16 protein-coding genes are annotated in these 18,849 nt (G+C 62.4%); 8 read left to right on the top strand and 8 right to left on the bottom strand.

Annotation, left to right across the window (positions count from 1 at the left end; translation table 11 throughout):
- The first annotated feature begins 233 nt into the window (after window positions 1–233).
- The 6 genes from lexA (at window position 234) to AC30D9_RS24330 (ending at window position 8,726) form a co-directional block, all read left to right on the top strand.
- Window positions 234–851, top strand: a complete 618-nt coding sequence (gene lexA / locus AC30D9_RS24355) for a transcriptional repressor LexA (RefSeq protein WP_307571215.1) — start codon at window positions 234–236, stop codon at window positions 849–851.
- Window positions 851–1,474, top strand: a complete 624-nt coding sequence (gene imuA, locus AC30D9_RS24350) for a translesion DNA synthesis-associated protein ImuA (protein ID WP_307571214.1) — start codon at window positions 851–853, stop codon at window positions 1,472–1,474. The genes lexA and imuA overlap by 1 nt, the downstream gene beginning before the upstream one ends.
- 7 nt (window positions 1,475–1,481) lie before the next feature.
- On the top strand, window positions 1,482–2,903 hold the full coding sequence (locus AC30D9_RS24345) for a Y-family DNA polymerase (protein WP_490145030.1): 1,422 nt from the start codon (window positions 1,482–1,484) through the stop codon (window positions 2,901–2,903).
- Window positions 2,879–5,977 (top strand): error-prone DNA polymerase, encoded by a 3,099-nt coding sequence (locus AC30D9_RS24340; RefSeq protein ID WP_490145029.1) that lies wholly within the window; start codon window positions 2,879–2,881, stop codon window positions 5,975–5,977. The genes AC30D9_RS24345 and AC30D9_RS24340 overlap by 25 nt, the downstream gene beginning before the upstream one ends.
- A 260-nt stretch (window positions 5,978–6,237) precedes the next feature.
- The gene (locus tag AC30D9_RS24335; RefSeq protein ID WP_490145028.1) at window positions 6,238–8,349 is read left to right on the top strand and encodes a hybrid sensor histidine kinase/response regulator; all 2,112 of its coding nucleotides are present in this window, start codon (window positions 6,238–6,240) and stop codon (window positions 8,347–8,349) included.
- Between the two features lie 95 nt (window positions 8,350–8,444).
- Window positions 8,445–8,726, top strand: a complete 282-nt coding sequence (locus tag AC30D9_RS24330; protein WP_134923722.1) for a hypothetical protein — start codon at window positions 8,445–8,447, stop codon at window positions 8,724–8,726.
- 75 nt (window positions 8,727–8,801) lie between these two features.
- Here the strand turns inward: AC30D9_RS24330 and AC30D9_RS24325 are convergent, their stop codons facing one another.
- Complete coding sequence (locus AC30D9_RS24325; protein WP_490145027.1) at window positions 8,802–9,455, bottom strand: Pr6Pr family membrane protein; 654 nt, start codon at window positions 9,453–9,455, stop codon at window positions 8,802–8,804.
- A gap of 283 nt (window positions 9,456–9,738) precedes the next feature.
- Window positions 9,739–10,260, bottom strand: a complete 522-nt coding sequence (locus AC30D9_RS24320; RefSeq protein ID WP_490145026.1) for a DUF4142 domain-containing protein — start codon at window positions 10,258–10,260, stop codon at window positions 9,739–9,741.
- Window positions 10,261–10,477: 217 nt separating this feature from the next.
- On the opposite strand from AC30D9_RS24320, the gene AC30D9_RS24315 reads away from it, so the two are divergent.
- On the top strand, window positions 10,478–10,711 hold the full coding sequence (locus tag AC30D9_RS24315) for an HP1242/YdcH family protein (protein WP_134923725.1): 234 nt from the start codon (window positions 10,478–10,480) through the stop codon (window positions 10,709–10,711).
- 214 nt (window positions 10,712–10,925) lie between these two features.
- Here AC30D9_RS24315 and AC30D9_RS24310 read toward each other — a convergent pair whose 3' ends face one another.
- The 4 genes from AC30D9_RS24310 to AC30D9_RS24295 all read right to left on the bottom strand — a co-directional run bounded on the left by AC30D9_RS24310 (window position 10,926) and on the right by AC30D9_RS24295 (window position 14,866).
- Complete coding sequence (locus tag AC30D9_RS24310) at window positions 10,926–11,789, bottom strand: LysR family transcriptional regulator (RefSeq protein ID WP_490145025.1); 864 nt, start codon at window positions 11,787–11,789, stop codon at window positions 10,926–10,928.
- A 63-nt stretch (window positions 11,790–11,852) separates the two neighbouring features.
- A complete protein-coding gene (locus tag AC30D9_RS24305) occupies window positions 11,853–13,571 on the bottom strand; it encodes a hydrogenase maturation protein (RefSeq protein WP_490145024.1) in 1,719 nt (572 codons plus the stop codon).
- Between the two features lie 218 nt (window positions 13,572–13,789).
- A complete protein-coding gene (locus AC30D9_RS24300) occupies window positions 13,790–14,104 on the bottom strand; it encodes an SCP2 sterol-binding domain-containing protein (RefSeq protein WP_003182883.1) in 315 nt (104 codons plus the stop codon).
- Between the two features lie 51 nt (window positions 14,105–14,155).
- Window positions 14,156–14,866, bottom strand: coding sequence for a histidine phosphatase family protein (locus AC30D9_RS24295; protein ID WP_134923729.1), 711 nt, complete (start codon window positions 14,864–14,866; stop codon window positions 14,156–14,158).
- A gap of 226 nt (window positions 14,867–15,092) precedes the next feature.
- Between AC30D9_RS24295 and sohB the strand changes: the two genes are divergently transcribed.
- Window positions 15,093–16,124: a protease SohB gene (gene sohB, locus AC30D9_RS24290; protein WP_109751788.1), complete on the top strand. Its 1,032-nt coding sequence runs from the start codon at window positions 15,093–15,095 to the stop codon at window positions 16,122–16,124.
- Window positions 16,125–16,305: 181 nt separating this feature from the next.
- Here sohB and AC30D9_RS24285 read toward each other — a convergent pair whose 3' ends face one another.
- Window positions 16,306–16,800 (bottom strand): DUF934 domain-containing protein, encoded by a 495-nt coding sequence (locus AC30D9_RS24285; protein WP_092327489.1) that lies wholly within the window; start codon window positions 16,798–16,800, stop codon window positions 16,306–16,308.
- Complete coding sequence (locus tag AC30D9_RS24280; RefSeq protein WP_307571206.1) at window positions 16,784–18,442, bottom strand: nitrite/sulfite reductase; 1,659 nt, start codon at window positions 18,440–18,442, stop codon at window positions 16,784–16,786. Before AC30D9_RS24280 ends, AC30D9_RS24285 begins: the two co-directional genes overlap by 17 nt.
- Window positions 18,443–18,849: the final 407 nt, after the last annotated feature.

The raw sequence follows: 18,849 nt of genomic DNA, 5'->3' as shown, positions 1-18,849 counted from the left end.
ACCCCGATCCAACTGTGGGAGCGAGCCTGCTCGCGATGGCGGTGGGTCAGCTTGCATGGATGTCGAATGGTCTGATGCTTTCGCGAACAGGCTCGCTCCCACAGGGGCGTGCTGTTCACTTAAGGAAAAGTGTTGATACCTGTGGCCAGAGATTGCTCCCGCTGGGCTGCGCAGCGGCCTCGAGCGGTGAACTGACTGGCGGCGCTTGTCAGAAAAATCCTTGAAGAGTACAAATGTACTCCATGACGACTCTCACCCCCCGCCGTGCCGCCATCCTGACCTTCATCCGCGAACGCATCGCCGATCAGGGCCAGCCTCCCAGCCTCGCTGAAATCAGCGAGGCGTTCGGTTTTGCCTCGCGCAGCGTGGCGCGCAAGCATGTGCTGGCGCTGAGCGAAGCCGGGTTTATCGAAGTCAATCCGCACCAGGCGCGGGGTATCCGCTTGTTGAACCAGCCGCCACGGCCCGAACTACTGGACGTGCCGGTGCTGGGGCGAGTGGCGGCTGGCCTGCCGATCAGTGCCGATGCCGAGGTCCACAGCCGCCTGATGCTGGACCCGGCGATTTTCACCAAGGCGCCGGATTACCTGCTGCGGGTCCAGGGTGACTCGATGATCGAGGACGGCATTCTCGACGGTGACCTGGTGGGCGTGCAGCGCACGCCCCAGGCTTCCAACGGCCAGATCGTCGTGGCGCGCCTGGACGGAGAAGTCACCATCAAGCGCTTCGAGCGAATGGGCGAGCGTGTACGTTTGCTGCCACGCAATCCGGCCTATCAACCAATCATCGTCGAAGCCGATCAGGACCTGGCGATAGAAGGGGTGTTCTGCGGCCTGTTGAGGCAAGGCTGATGGGCGCCGTCGTTGCATTGGACACGCTGTTCAACGGCGGCCAGGTCTGGAAGGGCCGGCCTGCACCGCCGGCCGCCAGCCCGCAACCTACCGGCCATGCTGCTCTGGACGCGGCATTACCCAGTGGCGGCTGGCCGGAAGCGGCGTTGACGGAACTGCTCATCGCCGCCCCAGGCGTGGGTGAGTTGCAACTGGTGTGGCCGACCCTGGCGCGGCTGTCGGCGGCGGGGGAGCGGATCGTGCTGGTGGCGCCACCGTTCGTGCCCTATCCCCAGGCCTGGCAGAGCGCCGGTATCGATCTGGGCCAAATATCGGTGATCCAGGCCGATGAGCGCGAGGCCTTGTGGGCCACCGAACAATGCCTGCGTTCGGGCAGTTGCGGCGCGGTGCTGTGCTGGCCTCGCCAAGCGGACGACCGGGCCTTGCGCCGCCTGCAAGTGGCGGCGGAAACCGGGCAGACCCTGGCGTTCGCCTGGCGCTCGATCCAGGAAGCGATCAATCCGTCGCCGGCGGCCCTGCGCATCGCCATCGATACCCGGCCGGCGCAATTGCGTGTGCTCAAGTGCCGGGGCGGGCTGGCCCGTTCGGCGCCGATCGCTTTTTCCCCACAGACAGGGCATTGAGGTTGCGATGCGCTGGGTGTGTATTCTTTTCCCGCAATTGGCGCTGGACGCCGCGCTACGTCAGCGCCCCGATCCCGACCAACCCCTGGCATTGCTGACCGGCCCGGCCCAGCGTCGGGTGCTGCAAGCGGTGAACGCGCCGGCACGGGCCCTGGGCTTGCGTCCAGGCCAGACCATGACCGCCGCCCAGGCCTTGAGCAAAGGCTTTGCCACCGCCGAATACGATGCGGCGCAGATCGAACACTGGCAACAGTTCCTGGCAGCCTGGGCCTACCGTTTCAGCTCCCAGGTCAGCGTGCATTACCCGCGTACGCTGCTGTTCGAGATCGAGTCGAGCCTGGGCCTGTTCGGGCCCTGGCCGGTGTTCGAGGCGCGCTTGCGGGCCGAACTGACCGAACTGGGGTTTCGGCATCGCATCGTCGCCGCGCCCAATCCGGTGGCGGCGCGGGTGTTGGCCAATGCCTATGACGCCTTGGTGGTGCCCGATGCCGAGACCTTGCAACAGTACCTGGGGCACATGCCCGTGGAGCGGATCGGCCTGGAACCCGACGTCGCCACGGCGTTGTCGCGCATGGGCCTGCGCCGCCTGAGCCAGGTCCAGGCCTTGCCTCGGCAGACCCTGGCACGGCGCTTCGAGGCCCAGGTGCTCAAGCACCTCGACGCGCTGACCGGCCGCCGCACCCTGGCGCTGTCGTTCTACCTGCCGCCAGACCGTTTCGATGTGCGCATCGAACTCAACTATGACGTGCAATCCCATCAGGCGCTGTTGTTCCCGTTGCGCCGCTTGACCGGTGACTTGTCGGCCTTCCTCTGCGGTCGCGACAGCGGTGTGCAGCGTTTTGACCTGCATCTGGAACACGCTGGGTTGCCGGACACGCTGATCAAGGTCGGCCTGCTCAGCGCCGAACGGGATCCTTCGATGCTCTTCGAACTGGCCCGTGGCCGCTTGGAGCAGGTGCAGGTCGAGGCCCCGGTGCGCGGCTTTCGCTTGTGTGCCGAAGACCTGCCGAGCTTCGTGCCCCAGCGCCTGGAGCTGTTCGAGGAGCGTCCCCAGCAGTCTTTGCCTTGGGAGCAACTGCGCGAACGCCTGCGGGCGCGCCTGGGAGATGACGCGGTGCAGGGCCTGGGATTTCGCGATGACCATCGGCCTGAATGCGCCTGGCAGTTGACGCCTCAGCCCAGGCCCCAAACCTGTCCGGTACGCGCCGGTGTGCAGCGTCCCGGCTGGCTGCTCGGTGAACCCCAGGCGTTGCCGGAAGGCCACACGCGTATCCTCATGGGGCCGGAGCGTATCGAGACCGGTTGGTGGGACGGCGCCGACGTGCGCCGCGATTACTACCTGATCGAAACCCGCAACGGACAACGCGGCTGGGCCTATCGACCGGTGGGCGAGGGCGGGCCGCTGTGGTTGCAGGGCTGGTTCGCATGAGCGTTGAGTATGCCGAGCTGCATTGCCTGTCGAACTTCAGCTTCCAACGTGGCGCCTCCAGCGCCCTGGAGTTGTGCCGACGAGCCAAGGAACAGGGTTATCAGGCCCTGGCAATCACTGACGAATGCACCCTGGCCGGAATCGTCCGGGCCTGGCAGGCGGCCAAGGAGTTGGAGCTGCAGTTGATCGTCGGCAGCGAGATCCAGGTCGAAAACGGTCCGAAACTGGTATTGCTGGTGGAGAATCTGGAGGGCTATCAAGCCTTGTGCCGGCTGATCACCCGCGCCCGGCGGCGCAGCGAGAAGGGCCACTACCGCATCGTGCGCGAGGACTTCGCCGAGCCCTTGCCGGGATTGCTGGCGCTGTGGGTGCCCAATGGCCAGGATTGCGAAGAGCACGGTGGCTGGCTCCAGCAAAGGTTTGCCGGGCGCCTGTGGCTGGCTGTCCAGTTGCATTGCGGGCAGGACGACCGGCGGCGGCTGGCGGAGCTGCTGGCGCTGGCAGAGCGGCTGGGTCTTCCGGCCGTCGCCAGTGGCGATGTGCACATGCACGTGCGTGGCCGGCGCGCCTTGCAGGACACCATGACCGCCATCCGCCACCACGTCACAGTGGCCGAGGCCGGCCAGCGCCTGCACCCCAACGGTGAGCGCCACTTGCGCAGCCGCAAGGATCTGGCCGATCTCTACCCACGGGCCTTGCTCGACGAAACCCTGAACATCGCCCGGCGCTGTACCTTCGACCTCGGTCAACTGCGTTATCAGTATCCACGGGAACTGGTGCCTGAGGGCCATGATCCGGCGTCCTGGCTGCGGGAACTGACCGAGCGCGGCATGCGTGAGCGCTGGGAGGACGGCGTGGAAGAGAAGGTCCGGCGGCAAATCAACGATGAATTGGAGCTGATCGCCGAACTGGGCTACGACAGTTATTTCCTTACCGTGCAGGACGTCGTCAACTTCGCCCGCAGCCGAAAAATCCTTTGTCAGGGACGCGGTTCGGCGGCCAACTCGGCGGTGTGCTACGCCTTGGGCATCACCGAAATCGACCCGAGTCAGACCAACCTGCTGTTCGAGCGATTCCTGTCCCGGGAGCGCAACGAGCCGCCAGACATCGACGTCGACTTCGAACACGAGCGTCGCGAGGAAGTGCTGCAGTACGTGTTCCAGCGCTACGGTCGCCATCGTGCGGCATTGACGGCGGTGGTCAGCAGTTATCACGGTGCCGGGGCCGTGCGCGATGTCGCCAAGGCCCTGGGCCTGCCGCCGGATCAGGTCAACGCCCTGGCCGATTGCTGTGGCCGCTGGAGTGACGAGGCGCCGCCGGTGGAGCGCTTGCGTGAAGGCGGCTTCGACCCGGACAGCCCGGTGTTGCGCCGGGTATTGAGCCTGACCCAGCAACTGATCGGCTTCCCACGTCACCTGTCCCAGCACCCTGGCGGCTTCGTGATTTCCGAACAACCCCTGGACACCCTGGTGCCGGTGGAAAACGCCGCCATGGCCGAGCGCACCATCATCCAGTGGGACAAGGACGACCTGGACGCGGTCGGGCTGCTCAAGGTGGACATCCTGGCCCTGGGCATGCTCAGTGCGATTCGCCGGTGTTTCGATTTGATCGAGCGCTACCGGGGCGAGCGCTATGCCCTGGCGTCGTTGCCCAAGGACGATCGGGCGACCTACGAAATGATCAGTCGCGCCGACACCATCGGTGTATTCCAGATCGAATCCCGGGCGCAGATGTCGATGTTGCCTCGGCTCAGACCCAAGAGGTTCTACGATTTGGTCATCGAAGTGGCGATCGTGCGGCCCGGGCCGATCCAGGGGGGGATGGTGCATCCGTACCTGCGGCGCAGAAACAAAGAAGAGGCGGTGACTTATCCCTCTGAAGCGCTGGAAAAAGTGCTCGAGCGCACCTTGGGCGTGCCGCTGTTTCAGGAACAGGTCATGCAGATCGCTATCGTCGCGGCCGATTACACCCCCGGCGAAGCCGACCAGTTGCGGCGCTCCATGGCTGCCTGGAAACGTCACGGTGGGTTGGAGCCGCATCGGGAACGCCTGGCCCAGGGGATGAAGAAAAACGGCTACACCGCCGAATTCGCCGCGCAGATCTTCGAACAGATCAAGGGCTTCGGCAATTACGGCTTCCCCGAATCCCACGCCGCCAGTTTTGCCTTGCTGACTTACGCCAGCAGTTGGCTCAAGTGCCACGAGCCGGCGGCGTTCGCCTGTGCCCTGATCAACAGCTGGCCCATGGGTTTCTACAGCCCGGACCAGATCCTCCAGGACGCTCGCCGACATCAATTGCAGATCCGTCCGGTGGACGTGCGCGCCAGCGACTGGGATTGCAGCCTCGAGCCCCTGGAAGGCCGGCAACCGGCGATCCGTATGGGCCTGCGCCTGGTCAAGGGTTTTCGCGAAGAGGATGCCCGACGTATCGAAACGGCCCGCCGGCAGCGAGTGTTCAGCGACGTGGCCGACCTGGGCGAGCGCGCGCAACTCGATGCCCGGGCCCTGGCGCAACTGGCCGACGCCGGCGCCTTGCAGGGCTTGGCTGGCGATCGTCATCGGGCCCGCTGGGAAGTGGCCGGGGTGCAGAAACAACTGGGTTTGTTCGCCGGCCTGCCCAGCCAGGAAGAACCGCCCGTGGCCCTGCCAACACCCACGGTGGGAGAAAACCTGTTCGCCGATTACGCCACGCTCGGCACGACTCTGGGCCCCCATCCGTTGGCCTTGCTGCGTCCCGAATTGCGTGCCCGGCGCTGTCGCAGCTCACGGGAGTTGCAGGCGGTGGAGCATGGCCGCAACGTCAGCGTCGCCGGGCTGGTCACCGGCCGCCAACGCCCGGGCACGGCCAGCGGCGTGACCTTCGTCACCCTGGAGGATGAATTCGGCAACCTCAACGTGGTGGTCTGGCGCGACCTGGCCGAACGCCAACGCAAGACCTTGGTAGGCGCGCAATTGCTCAGGGTCGACGGGCGCTGGGAAAGCGTCGGTGAGGTCCGCCACTTGATCGCCGGGCGCTTGAGCGACCTGAGCGAGTTGCTGGCGGGCATCAATGTGCGCAGTCGCGATTTCCACTGACTCTGGCAGTCATACCGCACCCCTCTGTCTTGTCTGACACACCACGCTGGACGATGAATCATGAGGCTGCTTCACGCCCAGCGGGGATAAATCCCCTCGCCACAGGAATCATGTGTCCGGTCCGCACCCCCGGCTTAACAGGATCGGCACCATGACCTCTCCATGAAACCAAACGCCAACCCAACGCTCGAAGCTCTGAGCGCAAGGCACTCGTGGTATACCAGTTCCCTGCAAGCATTCTTGAGGTTCAGAGTCGACCCATGCAGTTCTTATCCCAGAATCATGGCTGTCCCGGTTGGGGCGGTGAGATGGCCGGGCGTATCCGGGCGTTCGATTGGAGCCAGACCGAACTGGGCGCTATCGAGCAGTGGTCCGCCAGTTTGCACAACGCTGTCCAGATGCTGCTGGCTTCGCCCTTGCCGATGGTCATGCTGTGGGGGCGCCAGGGCTTCATGATCTACAACGATGCTTATGCCGAGTTCGCTGGCGGTCGTCATCCGTACCTGCTGGGGTGCGCCGTGGAGCTGGGCTGGCCGGAAGTGGCCGAATTCAATCGCCATGTCCTGGACGTCTGCCTGGCCGGTGGCACCTTGTCCTACCGCAGCAAGGAACTGGTGCTGCTACGCAATGGCAAGCCCGAAGATGTCTGGATGGACCTCTATTACAGCCCGGTGCCCGGTGAAGACCAGGCCCCGGCAGGTGTCTTGGCGGTGGTGGTGGAGACCACCGAACATGTGCTGACCGAACGGGCGCGGCAAGCGGCCGAACGCAGTTACCGCGCTGTCAATGAACGTATCCAACTGGCCCTCTCGGCCGGGCCGTTGCTGGGATCGTTTGTCTGGGATATCCAGACTGACATACTGTCCGGCGATGAGCGCTTCGCCCGTACCTTCAATTACCCGCCAGACACTCCACTGGACGCACTGCCGATCGAGATCGCCCGCCAGAGCATCCATCCGGATGACCTGGAAGAAGTGAACCAGCGGGTCGAATTGACCTTGCGCACGGGCACGCCCTACAGCGCCGAATACCGGGTGCGTCGCCTGGGCGGTGATTACCTGTGGGTACAGGCCAGCGGACGGTGTGAGTTCGATGCGTTGGGCAAACCCCTGCGTTTTCCGGGAGTACTGATTGACATCAACGAACGCAAGACCGCCGAAGCGTCGTTGCTCAAATTTACCCGCGACCTGGAGCAGCGCGTTGCCGACGAAGTGCAGGCGCGGCTGACGGCAGAAGAGCAATTGCGTCAATCGCAGAAGCTCGAGGCCATTGGTGGCCTCACCGGCGGCGTTGCCCATGACTTCAACAACCTGCTGCAAGTGATCGCCGGCAACCTGCATTTGCTGGCCCGCCACGAGCGGGACAATACCAACGTGCAACGGCGGGTCAGTGCCTCCCTTGAAGCCGTGGAGCGCGGCGCCAAGTTGTCATCGCAACTGCTGGCCTTCGCCCGGCGCCAGCCGTTGTCACCGGCGGTCTACAACCCGCGGCGCATCTACGACGGTTTGGGCGAATTGCTGCAACGGGCCCTGGGCGAAACCATCCAGATCGACGTGACTTTGCCCGATGAGCCCTGGTGCATCCACGTCGATCGCAATCAACTGGAAAATGCCCTGTTGAACCTGGCGATCAATGCGCGCGATGCCATGGGCGGCGAGGGCACCATCCGCTTGATCGGCGAGAACATCGTGCTCGATGAATCGTCCTGTGTCGGCAAGGGCATTCCGGCGGGCGACTATGTGCGATTGTCGGTGATCGATCGCGGCGTAGGCATGCCGCCTGATGTCTTGAATCAGGTATTCGAGCCGTTTTTCACCACCAAGACTGACGGCCAGGGCACTGGGCTGGGGCTGAGCATGGTGTTCGGGTTCGTCAAGCAGAGCGGCGGCCATATCGAGATTTCCAGTAGCCTGGGGGAGGGCACGCGGGCGCAGATGTATTTCCCCCGCAGTCTCCAGCCGGAAGCCGGTGAAGAGGCGCAACACGATCCGCTCCAGTTGGGTGGGCAAGAGACGATCCTGGTGGTGGAGGACAACGAAGAGGTGCGCGCTGCGTCAGTGGAGTTGCTGGAGCAGTCCGGTTACCGGACCCTCACCGCCGCCAATGGTGACGATGCCATGAAACTGCTGCTGGAGGGGGCCGCGGTGGACCTGATCTTCACGGATGTGGTCATGCCCGGGCTGATCAAGAGTTCCGACCTGGCCGCTTGGGCCAAGGTACAGTCACCACCGGTACCGGTGCTGTTCACCTCGGGCCACACCCGGGACATCATCTCCCGCAACCACCAGTTGAGCCCCGACACTCATTTGCTGAGCAAACCCTACGGCCCGGACGCGCTGACCCGGATGGTGAGAACCGTGCTGGGGTGCTGAGCGCGGCAGCGTAAACAAATGGAACCGAAGCCGTTGGGGCACTTTCGAATGACAAGACCGGTCATCCATCCGGCCCTGCCATGAACGAGGTGCCTATGAACGACGATCCTGCCACCACCCAGCAACAAGGCCAGACACAAACCCCGACCCCGCGCAACGACCCGGCCATCGATCCCCAGGTGCCGACCACCTCGACCGGCGCCCAGCCAGTCAGCCCCGCCGGGACGGACCAGGCCCAGAGCGCCGACAGCGAGGTCGATCAGAAGCAACATCATCAAGACAATGACAATACCTTCAGCCCCGGCTTCAAGCCTGACCCGGACCGACCAAAATCCGATGACAGCACTGATGCTGATATCGACACCGACGGTGGCTAGCCGCTACCCGATTCGTGGAACATCGAGCGTGACCCGTCCAGATCGATGAGTGACTGGGCGGACGGCGGCTGCGCCTCAGCGCTTGCCTTTCCAGCGATCCAGCGCAATCAGCACCAGTGATATCCCCACGAATCCCAGCAGCACCATCACCGCGTTGATGAACACCCGTGGATAACCCAGTGTGTCCACTTCGATAAAAGGATAGGGGTAGGAACCGACAAAGTGTCCACGCACCAGGGCATAGATGAAATAGACCAGTGGATAGATCAGCCATGGCCAGATATCCCGCCATTGCAAGGTGCCCTTGGGCACGCAGAACCACCAGTAGATTACAAACAGTATGGGCATCACGTCATGCAGCAATTCATCCGCCACCCATTGCAGACCCTGGGGGTTCCAGATATTGCGCAACAACAGGTTGTACGCCAGCCCGACCAGCACAATGGCAGCGGCTACACCACCCTGGACTGTGGGTTTGAGAAAGAACCGCCGCAGCGCCGAATCTCCTGAGGTGGCCGCGCAGGTCAGCACCACGGCCACCAGGATATTGGTCAGCACCGTAAAGTAACTGAAGAAGATGTCGACTCCGCCCAGCAAGCTCTTGTCGCCCTGCCAGCGCGAAGTCAGGATCAGGTAGAGCTGGAGGATCAAGGCGAACCATCCCAGCAGTGCGGCGATTTTCACCGCAACCCCACCAGCGCTTTGCGTTAACACCTGTTCATCGCTCATGACTTGGCTCCTGCTGCGCGGCGCCTGCGACTGCAAAGCCCAAGCGGTTGGCGCTTAAGCAGGAGCGTCTGTTGAGCAAGACCCTAGGAGAGCGCGGTACAAGATTCTACTGTCAGAAATGACAGTGCCGACGAGCGGTCGACGTGCCGCTTGCCGCTACGTGACGAACCCGAAAACAGGCGATTCGAGAGCTGGCGTATCGGCGGAGGCGGGTGACTGGAGGTGTTGTTAAACCTTGAACAAGGCCATCTTCAGGGAGACGGCCTTATTCGGTGCTTCAGGATTACTTGCTTGGGTGAGCCGCCTGAAGTTTCTTGGCCGCTTCCAGGTGATGCTCCAGGTCTGGCAGCATCTTCTGGGCGAACGCCTTCAGTTCGGTGTTGCCAGCCTTTTTATCGTCGGTGACGGTCTCGGCCTCTTTCTTGAACAGGGCGATGGTTTCTTCGTGAGCCTTGACCTGGTTGTTGGCATAGGCTGCATCAAAGGACTCGTCCCGCAGGTCGAGGAGTTTTTCCTTGGCCTTCTTCACCAGCGTGGTGTCTTCTGGCACTTCGATGTCGTGTTTTTTCGCCAGTGTTTTCAGCTCTTCATTGGCCTTGGTGTGGTCGGTGATCATCTTATTGGCAAACTCTTTGACGTCCGCCGAGGCGCTTTTTTCCAGGGCCAGTTTGCTGGTTTCGATTTCCGCGATGCCACCGGCTGCCGCATTGTCGACGAAGTCGTTGGAAGTCGCGGCCCAGGCCGCGCCCATGCTGGTGCTCAGGGCTACTGCCAGGCCGAGTTGACGTAAGGTAAATCCGTCCATTGATAAGTCTCCACACAGGTTGAAAGAGCGATTCGTTTCGTCTCTGTTCAATGGAGAGCGACGCGCCGGCAAAGGTTTGATTGGAAGATATCCCGTTACGACGAACGGTCACCGCTGGTCGGATTGGCGGTCGACAGAACCCCGTCGACGAGGCCATCCTGATCATCGACGAGCGCCGTAAAGGCGTCTGCCACCGACCCACTGAAGGAGGTGTTCCATGCCGGTGTCCCACGATTTGTTCCAGGATCTCAACTACACCAAAGACCACATCCAGAAAAAACGCAGCGAGGATCCAAGGCTCAATTCGTTGCTTCAAAAATACTCTGAACTTGATGCCGAGGTTGTGGAAGCCGAAAAGCCCACATCCGCCGGCCTGTCCGGCGTCGCCCTGGAGGCACTCAAGAAGAAACGGTTGCTGATCAAGGATGAGATCGCTCAGCGGTTGCAATAAAACTGCCCGTTCGTAATGACTGCAAGGAGGCTCTTGTGGCGAGGGGATTTATCTGTGGTTAGGGGATTTATCTGTGGCGAGGGGATTTATCCCCGTTGAGCCGCGAAGCGGCCCCATTTACCCCCTGACACACTGCGTTGTTGATCCCAGGAGGACTGCTACGCAGTCCAGCGGGGGTAAATCCCCTCGTCACAACAGATGCACTGCAGACCCATCAGCCCAGCGGATCCCAGCGCTGGGACCAGTCGCTGCCGGCCTTGACGATCTCGCGCAGCACTTCGAATGCCTGCTGCAGCGCCGCCGAATCCCGGTCTCGGGAATAGACCAGATAGGTCGGGTAGTTGAACTCCGGTGCCTTGGGCACCCGTTCCAGGATGCCGCTGTCCAGATAACTCTGCACCACCCGAGTGCGGAAGTAGCCGCTGCCGCCGTTCTCCAGGATGTACTGCAAGGCGAGGGGGCCGAGGTTGAAGGTCACGGCAGCCTTGGCCTTGTCCGGTAGCGCGGTATCGTGCTGGCGCCGGAAGTCGGCGCTCCAGTCGATGTACACATAGGGCTCGGGACGGGTGGCCAGGCGCACCAGGATGAGCTTTTCTTCCAGCAGTTGTTCTACTTGCAGGCGCGGCCAATATTCGGGCTGGTACACCACCGCCGCATCCAGCAAGCCCAGCTCCAGCTGCTGCAGCAGCTTTTCACCGTCGCGGATGTCCATGCGCAGGGCATGGCCGGGGATCTTCTGGCGCAGCTCGCCGGCCCAGGCGAGCATCAAGGGGTTGCACAGGCTGACCTCGCCACCGAGGTGCAAAACATTGCGGTAACCCTCCGGCAATGGCAGGTCCCGGCGCGCCGCTTCCCAGGTTTGCACCAGTTGATTGGCGTAGATCACAAAGGCTTCGCCATCAGCGGTCAACCGCGCACCGGCACGGTTACGCACGAACAGCGCGCAGCCGAGCCGGCTTTCAAGCTTCTGCACCCGCGCGGTTATCGCTGTCTGGGTGACGTGCAGCTTGTCGGCCGCGGCGGCGAGGCTGCCGTGGCGGACGATTTCCAGGAAGGTGCGGGCGAGGTCGATGTCCATGGTCAGGCCGAGGCGGGGGAAGCGGGCATTGTAAGAGCTGCCACGCCTCCCCGATACCGGGAATCATGGAATGGCTTGCGCCTCAGCCACTCGCGCCCAAGGGGCAATCAGCCGTTCGGGTGTGCGGCAGGCCTTGTGCTTGAGCACGAAGCTGCGGCACTTCTCGGCGAAGCCATGGCGATTGTCCACCATGTCGCGGCGCATCTGCGCGAGTTCGCCGTCGCGACACGCCTGGATCGCCGGCAGGCTGCGTTCGGCCTTGCGGACTCGAAGGGTTTCATAGGCTGGATCGAGCAGCGCGCTGTTGGCCCGCTGCAACAGCCATAGGCTGAATTCGTCGGGGCACCGTGGTCCGATTTCCTGGACCATGCCGTAGCGCAACGCTTGCAGGGCGCTGATGGGCAGGCAGTCTTGGGTGAGTTTCCAGGCCTGGTCCGGGCCGACCGCCCGGGGCAGGCTGTAGGTCCAGTACTCGGAGCCATACAGGCCCATGGTTGCGTAATGGGGGTTGAGCACGATGTCACTGCGCGCCAGCACGATATCGGCCGCCAGGGCCAGCATGACACCACCAGCCCCGGCGTTGCCCGTCAGACCACTGACCACCAGTTGCCGGGCGTTGAACAACTCCAGACAGACGTCATCGATGGCCTGGATGTTGGCCCAGGCTTCCAGGCCGGGGTCGGCGGCGGCCTGGATCACGTTCAGGTGCACGCCGTTGGAAAAGCTGCCGCGTCCACCGCGAATCAGCAGCACCTGGGTGTCCCGGGACTTGGCCCAGCGCAGCGCCTGCACCAGGCGCTGGCACTGCTCGGTGCTCATCGCGCCGTTGTAGAACTCGAACGTCAGTTCCCCCACATGGCCGCATTCCCGGTAGCGAATGGGCTGATAGGCCTCGTCGCTGAACGGTTGGCGGGCCAGGGCGCTGTCGAGCACCGGGACTCCGTCAAGTCGCTGCGAGAGCACATGGCGCGCCGGTCGCTTGAAGGTCTGTTCGCCAGGCTGCGGCTTGCGGCGCAGGGCGCCGATCCACAGGCTTGCATCCCCTGTCGCCACCAGCACCGCATCGTCACGTACGGCCAGCAGTTCGCCGGGCAGGCCGCGGCGAATGTCTGGATGGGCGTCGTACAGGTAAAACTGTTCGCCGGCCAGGCTCGCGAGCACACCGGGTTGACCGTCGGCGGCGTCGATGCGGCGCTTGATGAACCCGGTGCTGTCGTGCCAACTGAAGGTGCGGTCGTCCTGGGTCATGTTCGGTTGTAGGCGCCCGATCACCTCATGACGGCTGTAATCCAGCGGCACCGGGACGAAGCCGGCACGGAATTTGTCCACCACTTCGCGAATGCAGCGGATGGCCGCGTCGCTGACCGGGCCGTTGTACAGCTCCGATTTGCGCAGGCCTTCGGGCAGGTTGAATTCACAGGTGGCCCACACGGGCCCGGCGTCCATTTCCTCCACCGCCTGCAACGCCGTGACGCCCCAGCGCTCGGGTTGTCGAATGATGGCCCAGTCCAGGGCACTGGCCCCGCGATCGCCGACGATCCCCGGATGAATGATCACCACTGGACGCCGAGGATTGCGCCACAGCTGCTCGGGTACGCGGTCCTTGAGGAACGGGCAGATCACCAGGTCGGCGCTGCTCTGTTCGATTTGCCGGCAGACCGTGGTCGGGTCGGTGAACAGCACCACGCTGGGGCGATAACCGGCCTCGCGCAGGTCCAGCCAGGCGCGTTGGGTCAGGCCATTGAACGCGGTCGATAGCAGAATGATCTTCAGTGCGGGCATGAAATTCTCTTCCTTGAGATGAACGGACGCAGGCTCCCGATGAGCCGTCCCTGGCTTTGATGGAAGCGCTAAATTAGCGGTTGTGGGGCGAGCGGCTACTGACGAGGGTCAAGGTTGCGTGTGTTGCGCGGAATCATCGGAGGGCAAAAACACGAATCCCGCCACGGGGCGGGATTCGTTTGCAGCCAAAAAGGCCCGCGAAGAACGCGAGCGCAGTCTCAGCTTGGGAACAGCTCGGACAGTTTCATGGCCAGCATCATGTCGCCTTCGGCGCGCAGCTTGCCGCCCATGAACGCTTGCATGCCGTCGGTTTCACCGCTGACGATGCCTTCAAGGGTTTCGCCGTCCATCACCAGGGTCACTTGGGCGTCCGGGTTTTCACCTTCCTGCAGTTCGCAGGTGCTGTCCTTGACGATCAGCGAGAAATTCTTGGTATCGTCGATGCGGAAACCGAATACCAGGTCCAGGCCGGCAGCGGCGGCTGGGTTGAACTTGGCTTTCATGGCTTGTACGGCGTCGGCTACGGAGGTCATGGTTTCGATCCTTATTTGGGTGGTACAGCAAGGGTCTACAGTAATCCGGACTCAGCGAAAGGTGATGAGGTCCGGGGCCTTCAGCAGTTGCAGGTGGGCATGGCTGTTGAAGGAAGCCAGGGCCACCTCGCGGCCCCTGAATTTCAGGTGGTTGAGCGAGGTGTTGACGATTTGCCAATTCAGTTCGAAGGCCTGTCGGGCCGGTATCTGGGTGATCAGGTGGAGCAGGGCGGTGATAGTGCCGCCGGAGGTGAACACGGCGATCTTATGGCTGTTGTCGGCTTGCTCCAGGATGCGCTGCAGGCCCGCTTGGACCCGCTCGACGAAACCCAGCCAGCTTTCGAGTCCTGGCGGGTCATATCGACCGCTGAGCCAGCGCTCGACGATCAATGCGAAGATGCGCTGGAATTCGGCGCGATTCTGCGCGGCGTTGCGCAGGATATTCAGCGCCTCGGGCTCCTGGGGGAGCATGTCCGGCAGCAGGGCCCGAATGACCGCGTCGGCGTCGAACTCATTGAACGCGGCGTCGATTTCCAGCCCGGGAACCGGCAATCCGGCGGCGGACATCTGGCCCAGCGCACCGATGGCGGTATCCTGTTGACGACGCAGGTCACCCGAGAGGCAGCGATCGAATACGACACCGAGCTGCGCGAGGTGGCCGCCAAGCACTTGCGCCTGGCGCACGCCATTGGGCGAAAGGACATCGTAGTCGTCCGCACCAAAGGAGGCCTGGCCATGTCGAATCAGATAGATACTGCCCACGTCCGCGTCATCCCGGTACGTTGAAGGTTTGGCGAGGTTATGGGGATGGCGGTGAGCTGTCAATGAAAAAACATACGCTTGTTTGAAATGCCCGTTATAGCCTTGCCCGGTCTGGCTCGCGTCAAGGTAACCACAGGTTTCTTGGCTGGTCGCGACGCAGGCGCATGGGTATGCTGGGGCCGTTACGCGCCTGCGTTCAGTGGCGCATTGCATTTAAGGAGTTGCTGTGGAGTTTTTCATCGAATACGCCGGTTTCCTGGCCAAGACCGTGACGTTGGTGATCGCCATCCTGGTGGTGCTGGCCAGTTTTGCTGCGCTGCGCAGCAAGGGCCGGCGCAAGTCGGCCGGCCAGTTGCAGGTGAGCAAGCTCAACGATTTCTACAAGGGGCTGCGCGAGCGCCTGGAACAGACGTTGCTCGACAAGGATCAGCTCAAGGCCTTGCGCAAGGCCGAAGGCAAGGCTGAAAAGGCCGGGAAGAAGCATAAGGACAAGTCGGCGGCCAAGTCCCGGGTGTTCGTGTTGGATTTCGACGGTGACATCAAGGCTTCGGCCACCGAGAGCCTGCGTCATGAAATCACCGCGCTGCTGACCCTGGCAACGCCGAAGGATGAAGTGGTGCTGCGCCTGGAAAGTGGCGGCGGCATGGTCCACAGCTACGGCCTGGCTTCGTCGCAACTGGCGCGGATCCGCCAGGCCGGTGTGCCGTTGACCGTGTGCATCGACAAGGTGGCGGCCAGCGGCGGCTACATGATGGCGTGCATCGGCGAGAAGATCATCAGCGCTCCCTTCGCGGTCCTGGGCTCCATCGGCGTCGTCGCGCAATTGCCCAACGTCAACCGCCTGTTGAAGAAACACGACATCGATTTCGAAGTGTTGACCGCCGGCGAATACAAACGCACGTTGACGGTGTTCGGCGAAAATACCGAGAAGGGCCGGGAGAAATTCCAGGAAGACCTGGACATCACCCATGAACTGTTCAAGAACTTCGTGTCCAGCTACCGCCCGCAACTGGCCATCGATGAAGTGGCGACCGGTGAAGTCTGGCTGGGTGTCGCGGCGCAGGGCAAGGGCTTGGTGGACGAGCTGAAAACCAGCGATGAATACCTGGCCGAGCGGGCCAAGAGTGCCGAGCTGTACCACCTGCACTACGCCGAACGCAAAAGCCTGCAGGAACGCATCGGCATGGCGGCCAGCGGATCTGTTGATCGGGTGCTGCTCAGTTGGTGGAGTCGCCTTACCCAGCAGCGTTTCTGGTAATTCGGGAGCGGGTTCACCGCCCTGTGGGAGCGAGCAGGCTCGCTCCCACAGGGGTTCTGAGGCGGGCTGAAGCTCCGGGTCACCGCCATCCCTTCGTGGGAGCAAGGTGGGTTCAAGTCATCGGAAACAAAAAAGCCCTGAACCGGAACACCCGGATCAGGGCTTTTTCATGTCTCAGGTTTCAGCGACGACGGAACAGCGGTAGCGGCTCGTCAGTGGCAGCCTGGTAGGTCACCGAAAAGTCCTTGAGGCTTTCGAGGGCTTCGTAGGGGTCTTTGTCGGCCCGCAAGGCAAAGGCGTCGAAACCGCAGCGGCGCATGTAGAACAGTTGGTCGCGCAGGACGTCGCCAATCGCCCGCAATTCACCCTTGAAACCATAACGTTCACGCAGCAGGCGGGCGTTGGAGTAGCTGCGCCCGTCGGTGAAGGCCGGGAAGTTCAGGGCGATGACCTGCAACTGGTTGGCGTCCTCGCCAATTTCCTCGGCTTCCTCGTCGGCATCCAGCCATACACCCAGGCCACCGTCGCGGGCCTTGAGGGCATGGGCATGATCGCGCCACAGGGCCAGGGGCACGATCAGGTCGTCACAGTTGGAGATGCCATCGAGGGTCGCGTCCTTGGGCAGCAGGTGCCAGGTTTCGTCGATGACCTCGTTGTTCTTAATGATTCGCTGCATAGACGCGTTCCTTGAAGAGGTCGATGCCAATACGTTGGTAGGTGTCGATGAAGCGCTCGTCTTCGGTACGTTGTTCAATGTACACGTCGATCAGCTTCTCGATCACGTCAGGCATGTCTTCCTGGGCAAACGACGGGCCGAGGATCTTGCCCAGGCTGGCGTCGCGGCTACCGCTACCACCCAGGGAGACCTGGTAGAACTCTTCGCCTTTCTTGTCCACGCCCAGGATGCCGATATGGCCAACGTGGTGGTGACCACAGGCGTTCATGCAGCCGGAAATGTTCAGGTCCAGCTCGCCGATGTCGAACAGGTAGTCCAGGTCGTCGAAACGACGCTGGATCGATTCGGCGATAGGGATCGACTTGGCGTTGGCCAGGGAGCAGAAGTCGCCGCCCGGGCAGCAGATGATATCGGTCAGCAGGCCGATGTTCGGCGTAGCGAAACCGTGTTCACGCAGCTCGCCCCACAGGGTGAACAACTGGCTCTGTTCAACGTCCGCCAGGATGATGTTCTGCTCGTGGGAAGTGCGCAGTTGCCCGAAGCTATAGCGCTCGGCCAGGTCGGCCACGGCGTCCAGTTGCTTGTCGGTGATATCGCCCGGCGCGACGCCGGTCGGTTTCAGCGACAGCGTCACGGCAACGTAGCCCGGCTTCTTGTGAGCCAGGGTGTTGCGGGCACGCCAGCGGGCGAAGCCGGGATGTTCTTTGTCGAGGGCTGCCAGTTCCGCGTCCTGGTTACCCAGCGCTTTGTACTGCGGGTCGACGAAATGCTTGGCGACGCGATGCACTTCGGCTTCGGTCAGGGTGGTCTGGCCGCCACGCAGGTGAGCCATCTCGGCTTCGACCTTCTCGGCGAACACTTCAGGCGTAAGGGCCTTGACCAGGATCTTGATCCGCGCTTTGTATTTGTTGTCGCGACGGCCGTAGCGGTTGTACACCCGCAGGATGGCGTCGAGGTAACTCAGCAGGTCCTGCCATGGCAGGAACTCGTTGATGAATGCGCCGACCACCGGCGTACGCCCCAGGCCACCGCCCACCAGCACACGGAAACCCAGCTCGCCGGCCGCGTTGTAGACTGTCTCCAGGCCGATGTCGTGGACTTCGATAGCCGCACGGTCCGAGCTCGAGCCGTTGATGGCGATCTTGAACTTGCGCGGCAGGTAGGCGAATTCCGGGTGGAACGTGGTCCACTGGCGGACGATCTCGCACCACGGGCGCGGATCGATCAGTTCATCGGCGGCGACACCGGCGAACTGGTCAGTGGTGACGTTGCGCAGGCAGTTGCCGCTGGTCTGGATCGCGTGCATCTGCACGGTCGCCAGCTCGGCCAGGATTTGCGGTACGTCTTCGAGGGCAGGCCAGTTGTACTGGACGTTCTGCCGGGTACTGATGTGGGCATAGCCCTTGTCGTAGTCGCGGGCAATCTGCGCCAGCTTGCGCACCTGGCGCGAGGTCAACTGGCCATAAGGCACGGCCACCCGCAGCATTGGGGCGAAACGCTGGATATACAGGCCATTCTGCAAGCGCAGAGGGCGGAATTCTTCTTCGCTCAGCTCGCCTGCCAGATAGCGTCGGGTCTGATCACGGAACTGCTTGACGCGGTCCTCGATGATCCGCTGATCGTACTCGTCATATACGTACATATAAGTCTCGGTCTCAGGCTTGGGCCGATCAGAAACAGCTGCGTGTTGGCTCGCTGGAATCGGGTTCTGCCTCGGCAATTCTGCGCGCACGGCCGCGCACTCCTAGAGGAGCCGGTGCACGATACCTGTTTTGAGTTATGCGCAAAAGTGATGTTTGAGTATATGTAAAGAACCAAATCGACTAATGAGATTGATTATTGCCTAACCCTCATTTGTCGTACGGGCAATCATCGTCTTAACTGTGGTCGAGTCCTATGCAATCACCTACAAAACCGACAAGAGGCGATGCAATGAGCAATCCGACCAAAGCAAGGAAAAGCGACAGTACCGTTGATGCCTGGGCCATTCTGTTCCTGATTATCCTGGTGGTGGGCACCGCAGTGTTCTGGGTCAGTCATCAATAAGTT

This window comes from Pseudomonas sp. DF11 (assembly GCF_058148565.1).
The sequence above is the reverse complement of the archived record's forward strand: the minus strand, read 5'-3'. Positions and strand labels throughout refer to the sequence as shown.

Excerpts from the sequence above, each read along its gene's own strand:
- lexA (WP_307571215.1), top strand. The coding sequence starts at position 234 with ATGTACTCCATGACGACTCTCACCCCCCGCCGTGCCGCCATCCTGACC.
- imuA (WP_307571214.1), top strand. The coding sequence starts at position 851 with ATGGGCGCCGTCGTTGCATTGGACACGCTGTTCAACGGCGGCCAGGTC.
- AC30D9_RS24345 (WP_490145030.1), top strand. The coding sequence starts at position 1,482 with ATGCGCTGGGTGTGTATTCTTTTCCCGCAATTGGCGCTGGACGCCGCG.
- AC30D9_RS24335 (WP_490145028.1), top strand. The coding sequence starts at position 6,238 with ATGCAGTTCTTATCCCAGAATCATGGCTGTCCCGGTTGGGGCGGTGAG.
- AC30D9_RS24330 (WP_134923722.1), top strand. The coding sequence starts at position 8,445 with ATGAACGACGATCCTGCCACCACCCAGCAACAAGGCCAGACACAAACC.
- AC30D9_RS24325 (WP_490145027.1), bottom strand. The coding sequence starts at position 9,455 with ATGAGCGATGAACAGGTGTTAACGCAAAGCGCTGGTGGGGTTGCGGTG.
- AC30D9_RS24320 (WP_490145026.1), bottom strand. The coding sequence starts at position 10,260 with ATGGACGGATTTACCTTACGTCAACTCGGCCTGGCAGTAGCCCTGAGC.
- AC30D9_RS24315 (WP_134923725.1), top strand. The coding sequence starts at position 10,478 with ATGCCGGTGTCCCACGATTTGTTCCAGGATCTCAACTACACCAAAGAC.
- AC30D9_RS24310 (WP_490145025.1), bottom strand. The coding sequence starts at position 11,789 with ATGGACATCGACCTCGCCCGCACCTTCCTGGAAATCGTCCGCCACGGC.
- AC30D9_RS24305 (WP_490145024.1), bottom strand. The coding sequence starts at position 13,571 with ATGCCCGCACTGAAGATCATTCTGCTATCGACCGCGTTCAATGGCCTG.
- AC30D9_RS24300 (WP_003182883.1), bottom strand. The coding sequence starts at position 14,104 with ATGACCTCCGTAGCCGACGCCGTACAAGCCATGAAAGCCAAGTTCAAC.
- AC30D9_RS24285 (WP_092327489.1), bottom strand. The coding sequence starts at position 16,800 with ATGCAGCGAATCATTAAGAACAACGAGGTCATCGACGAAACCTGGCAC.
- AC30D9_RS24280 (WP_307571206.1), bottom strand. The coding sequence starts at position 18,442 with ATGTACGTATATGACGAGTACGATCAGCGGATCATCGAGGACCGCGTC.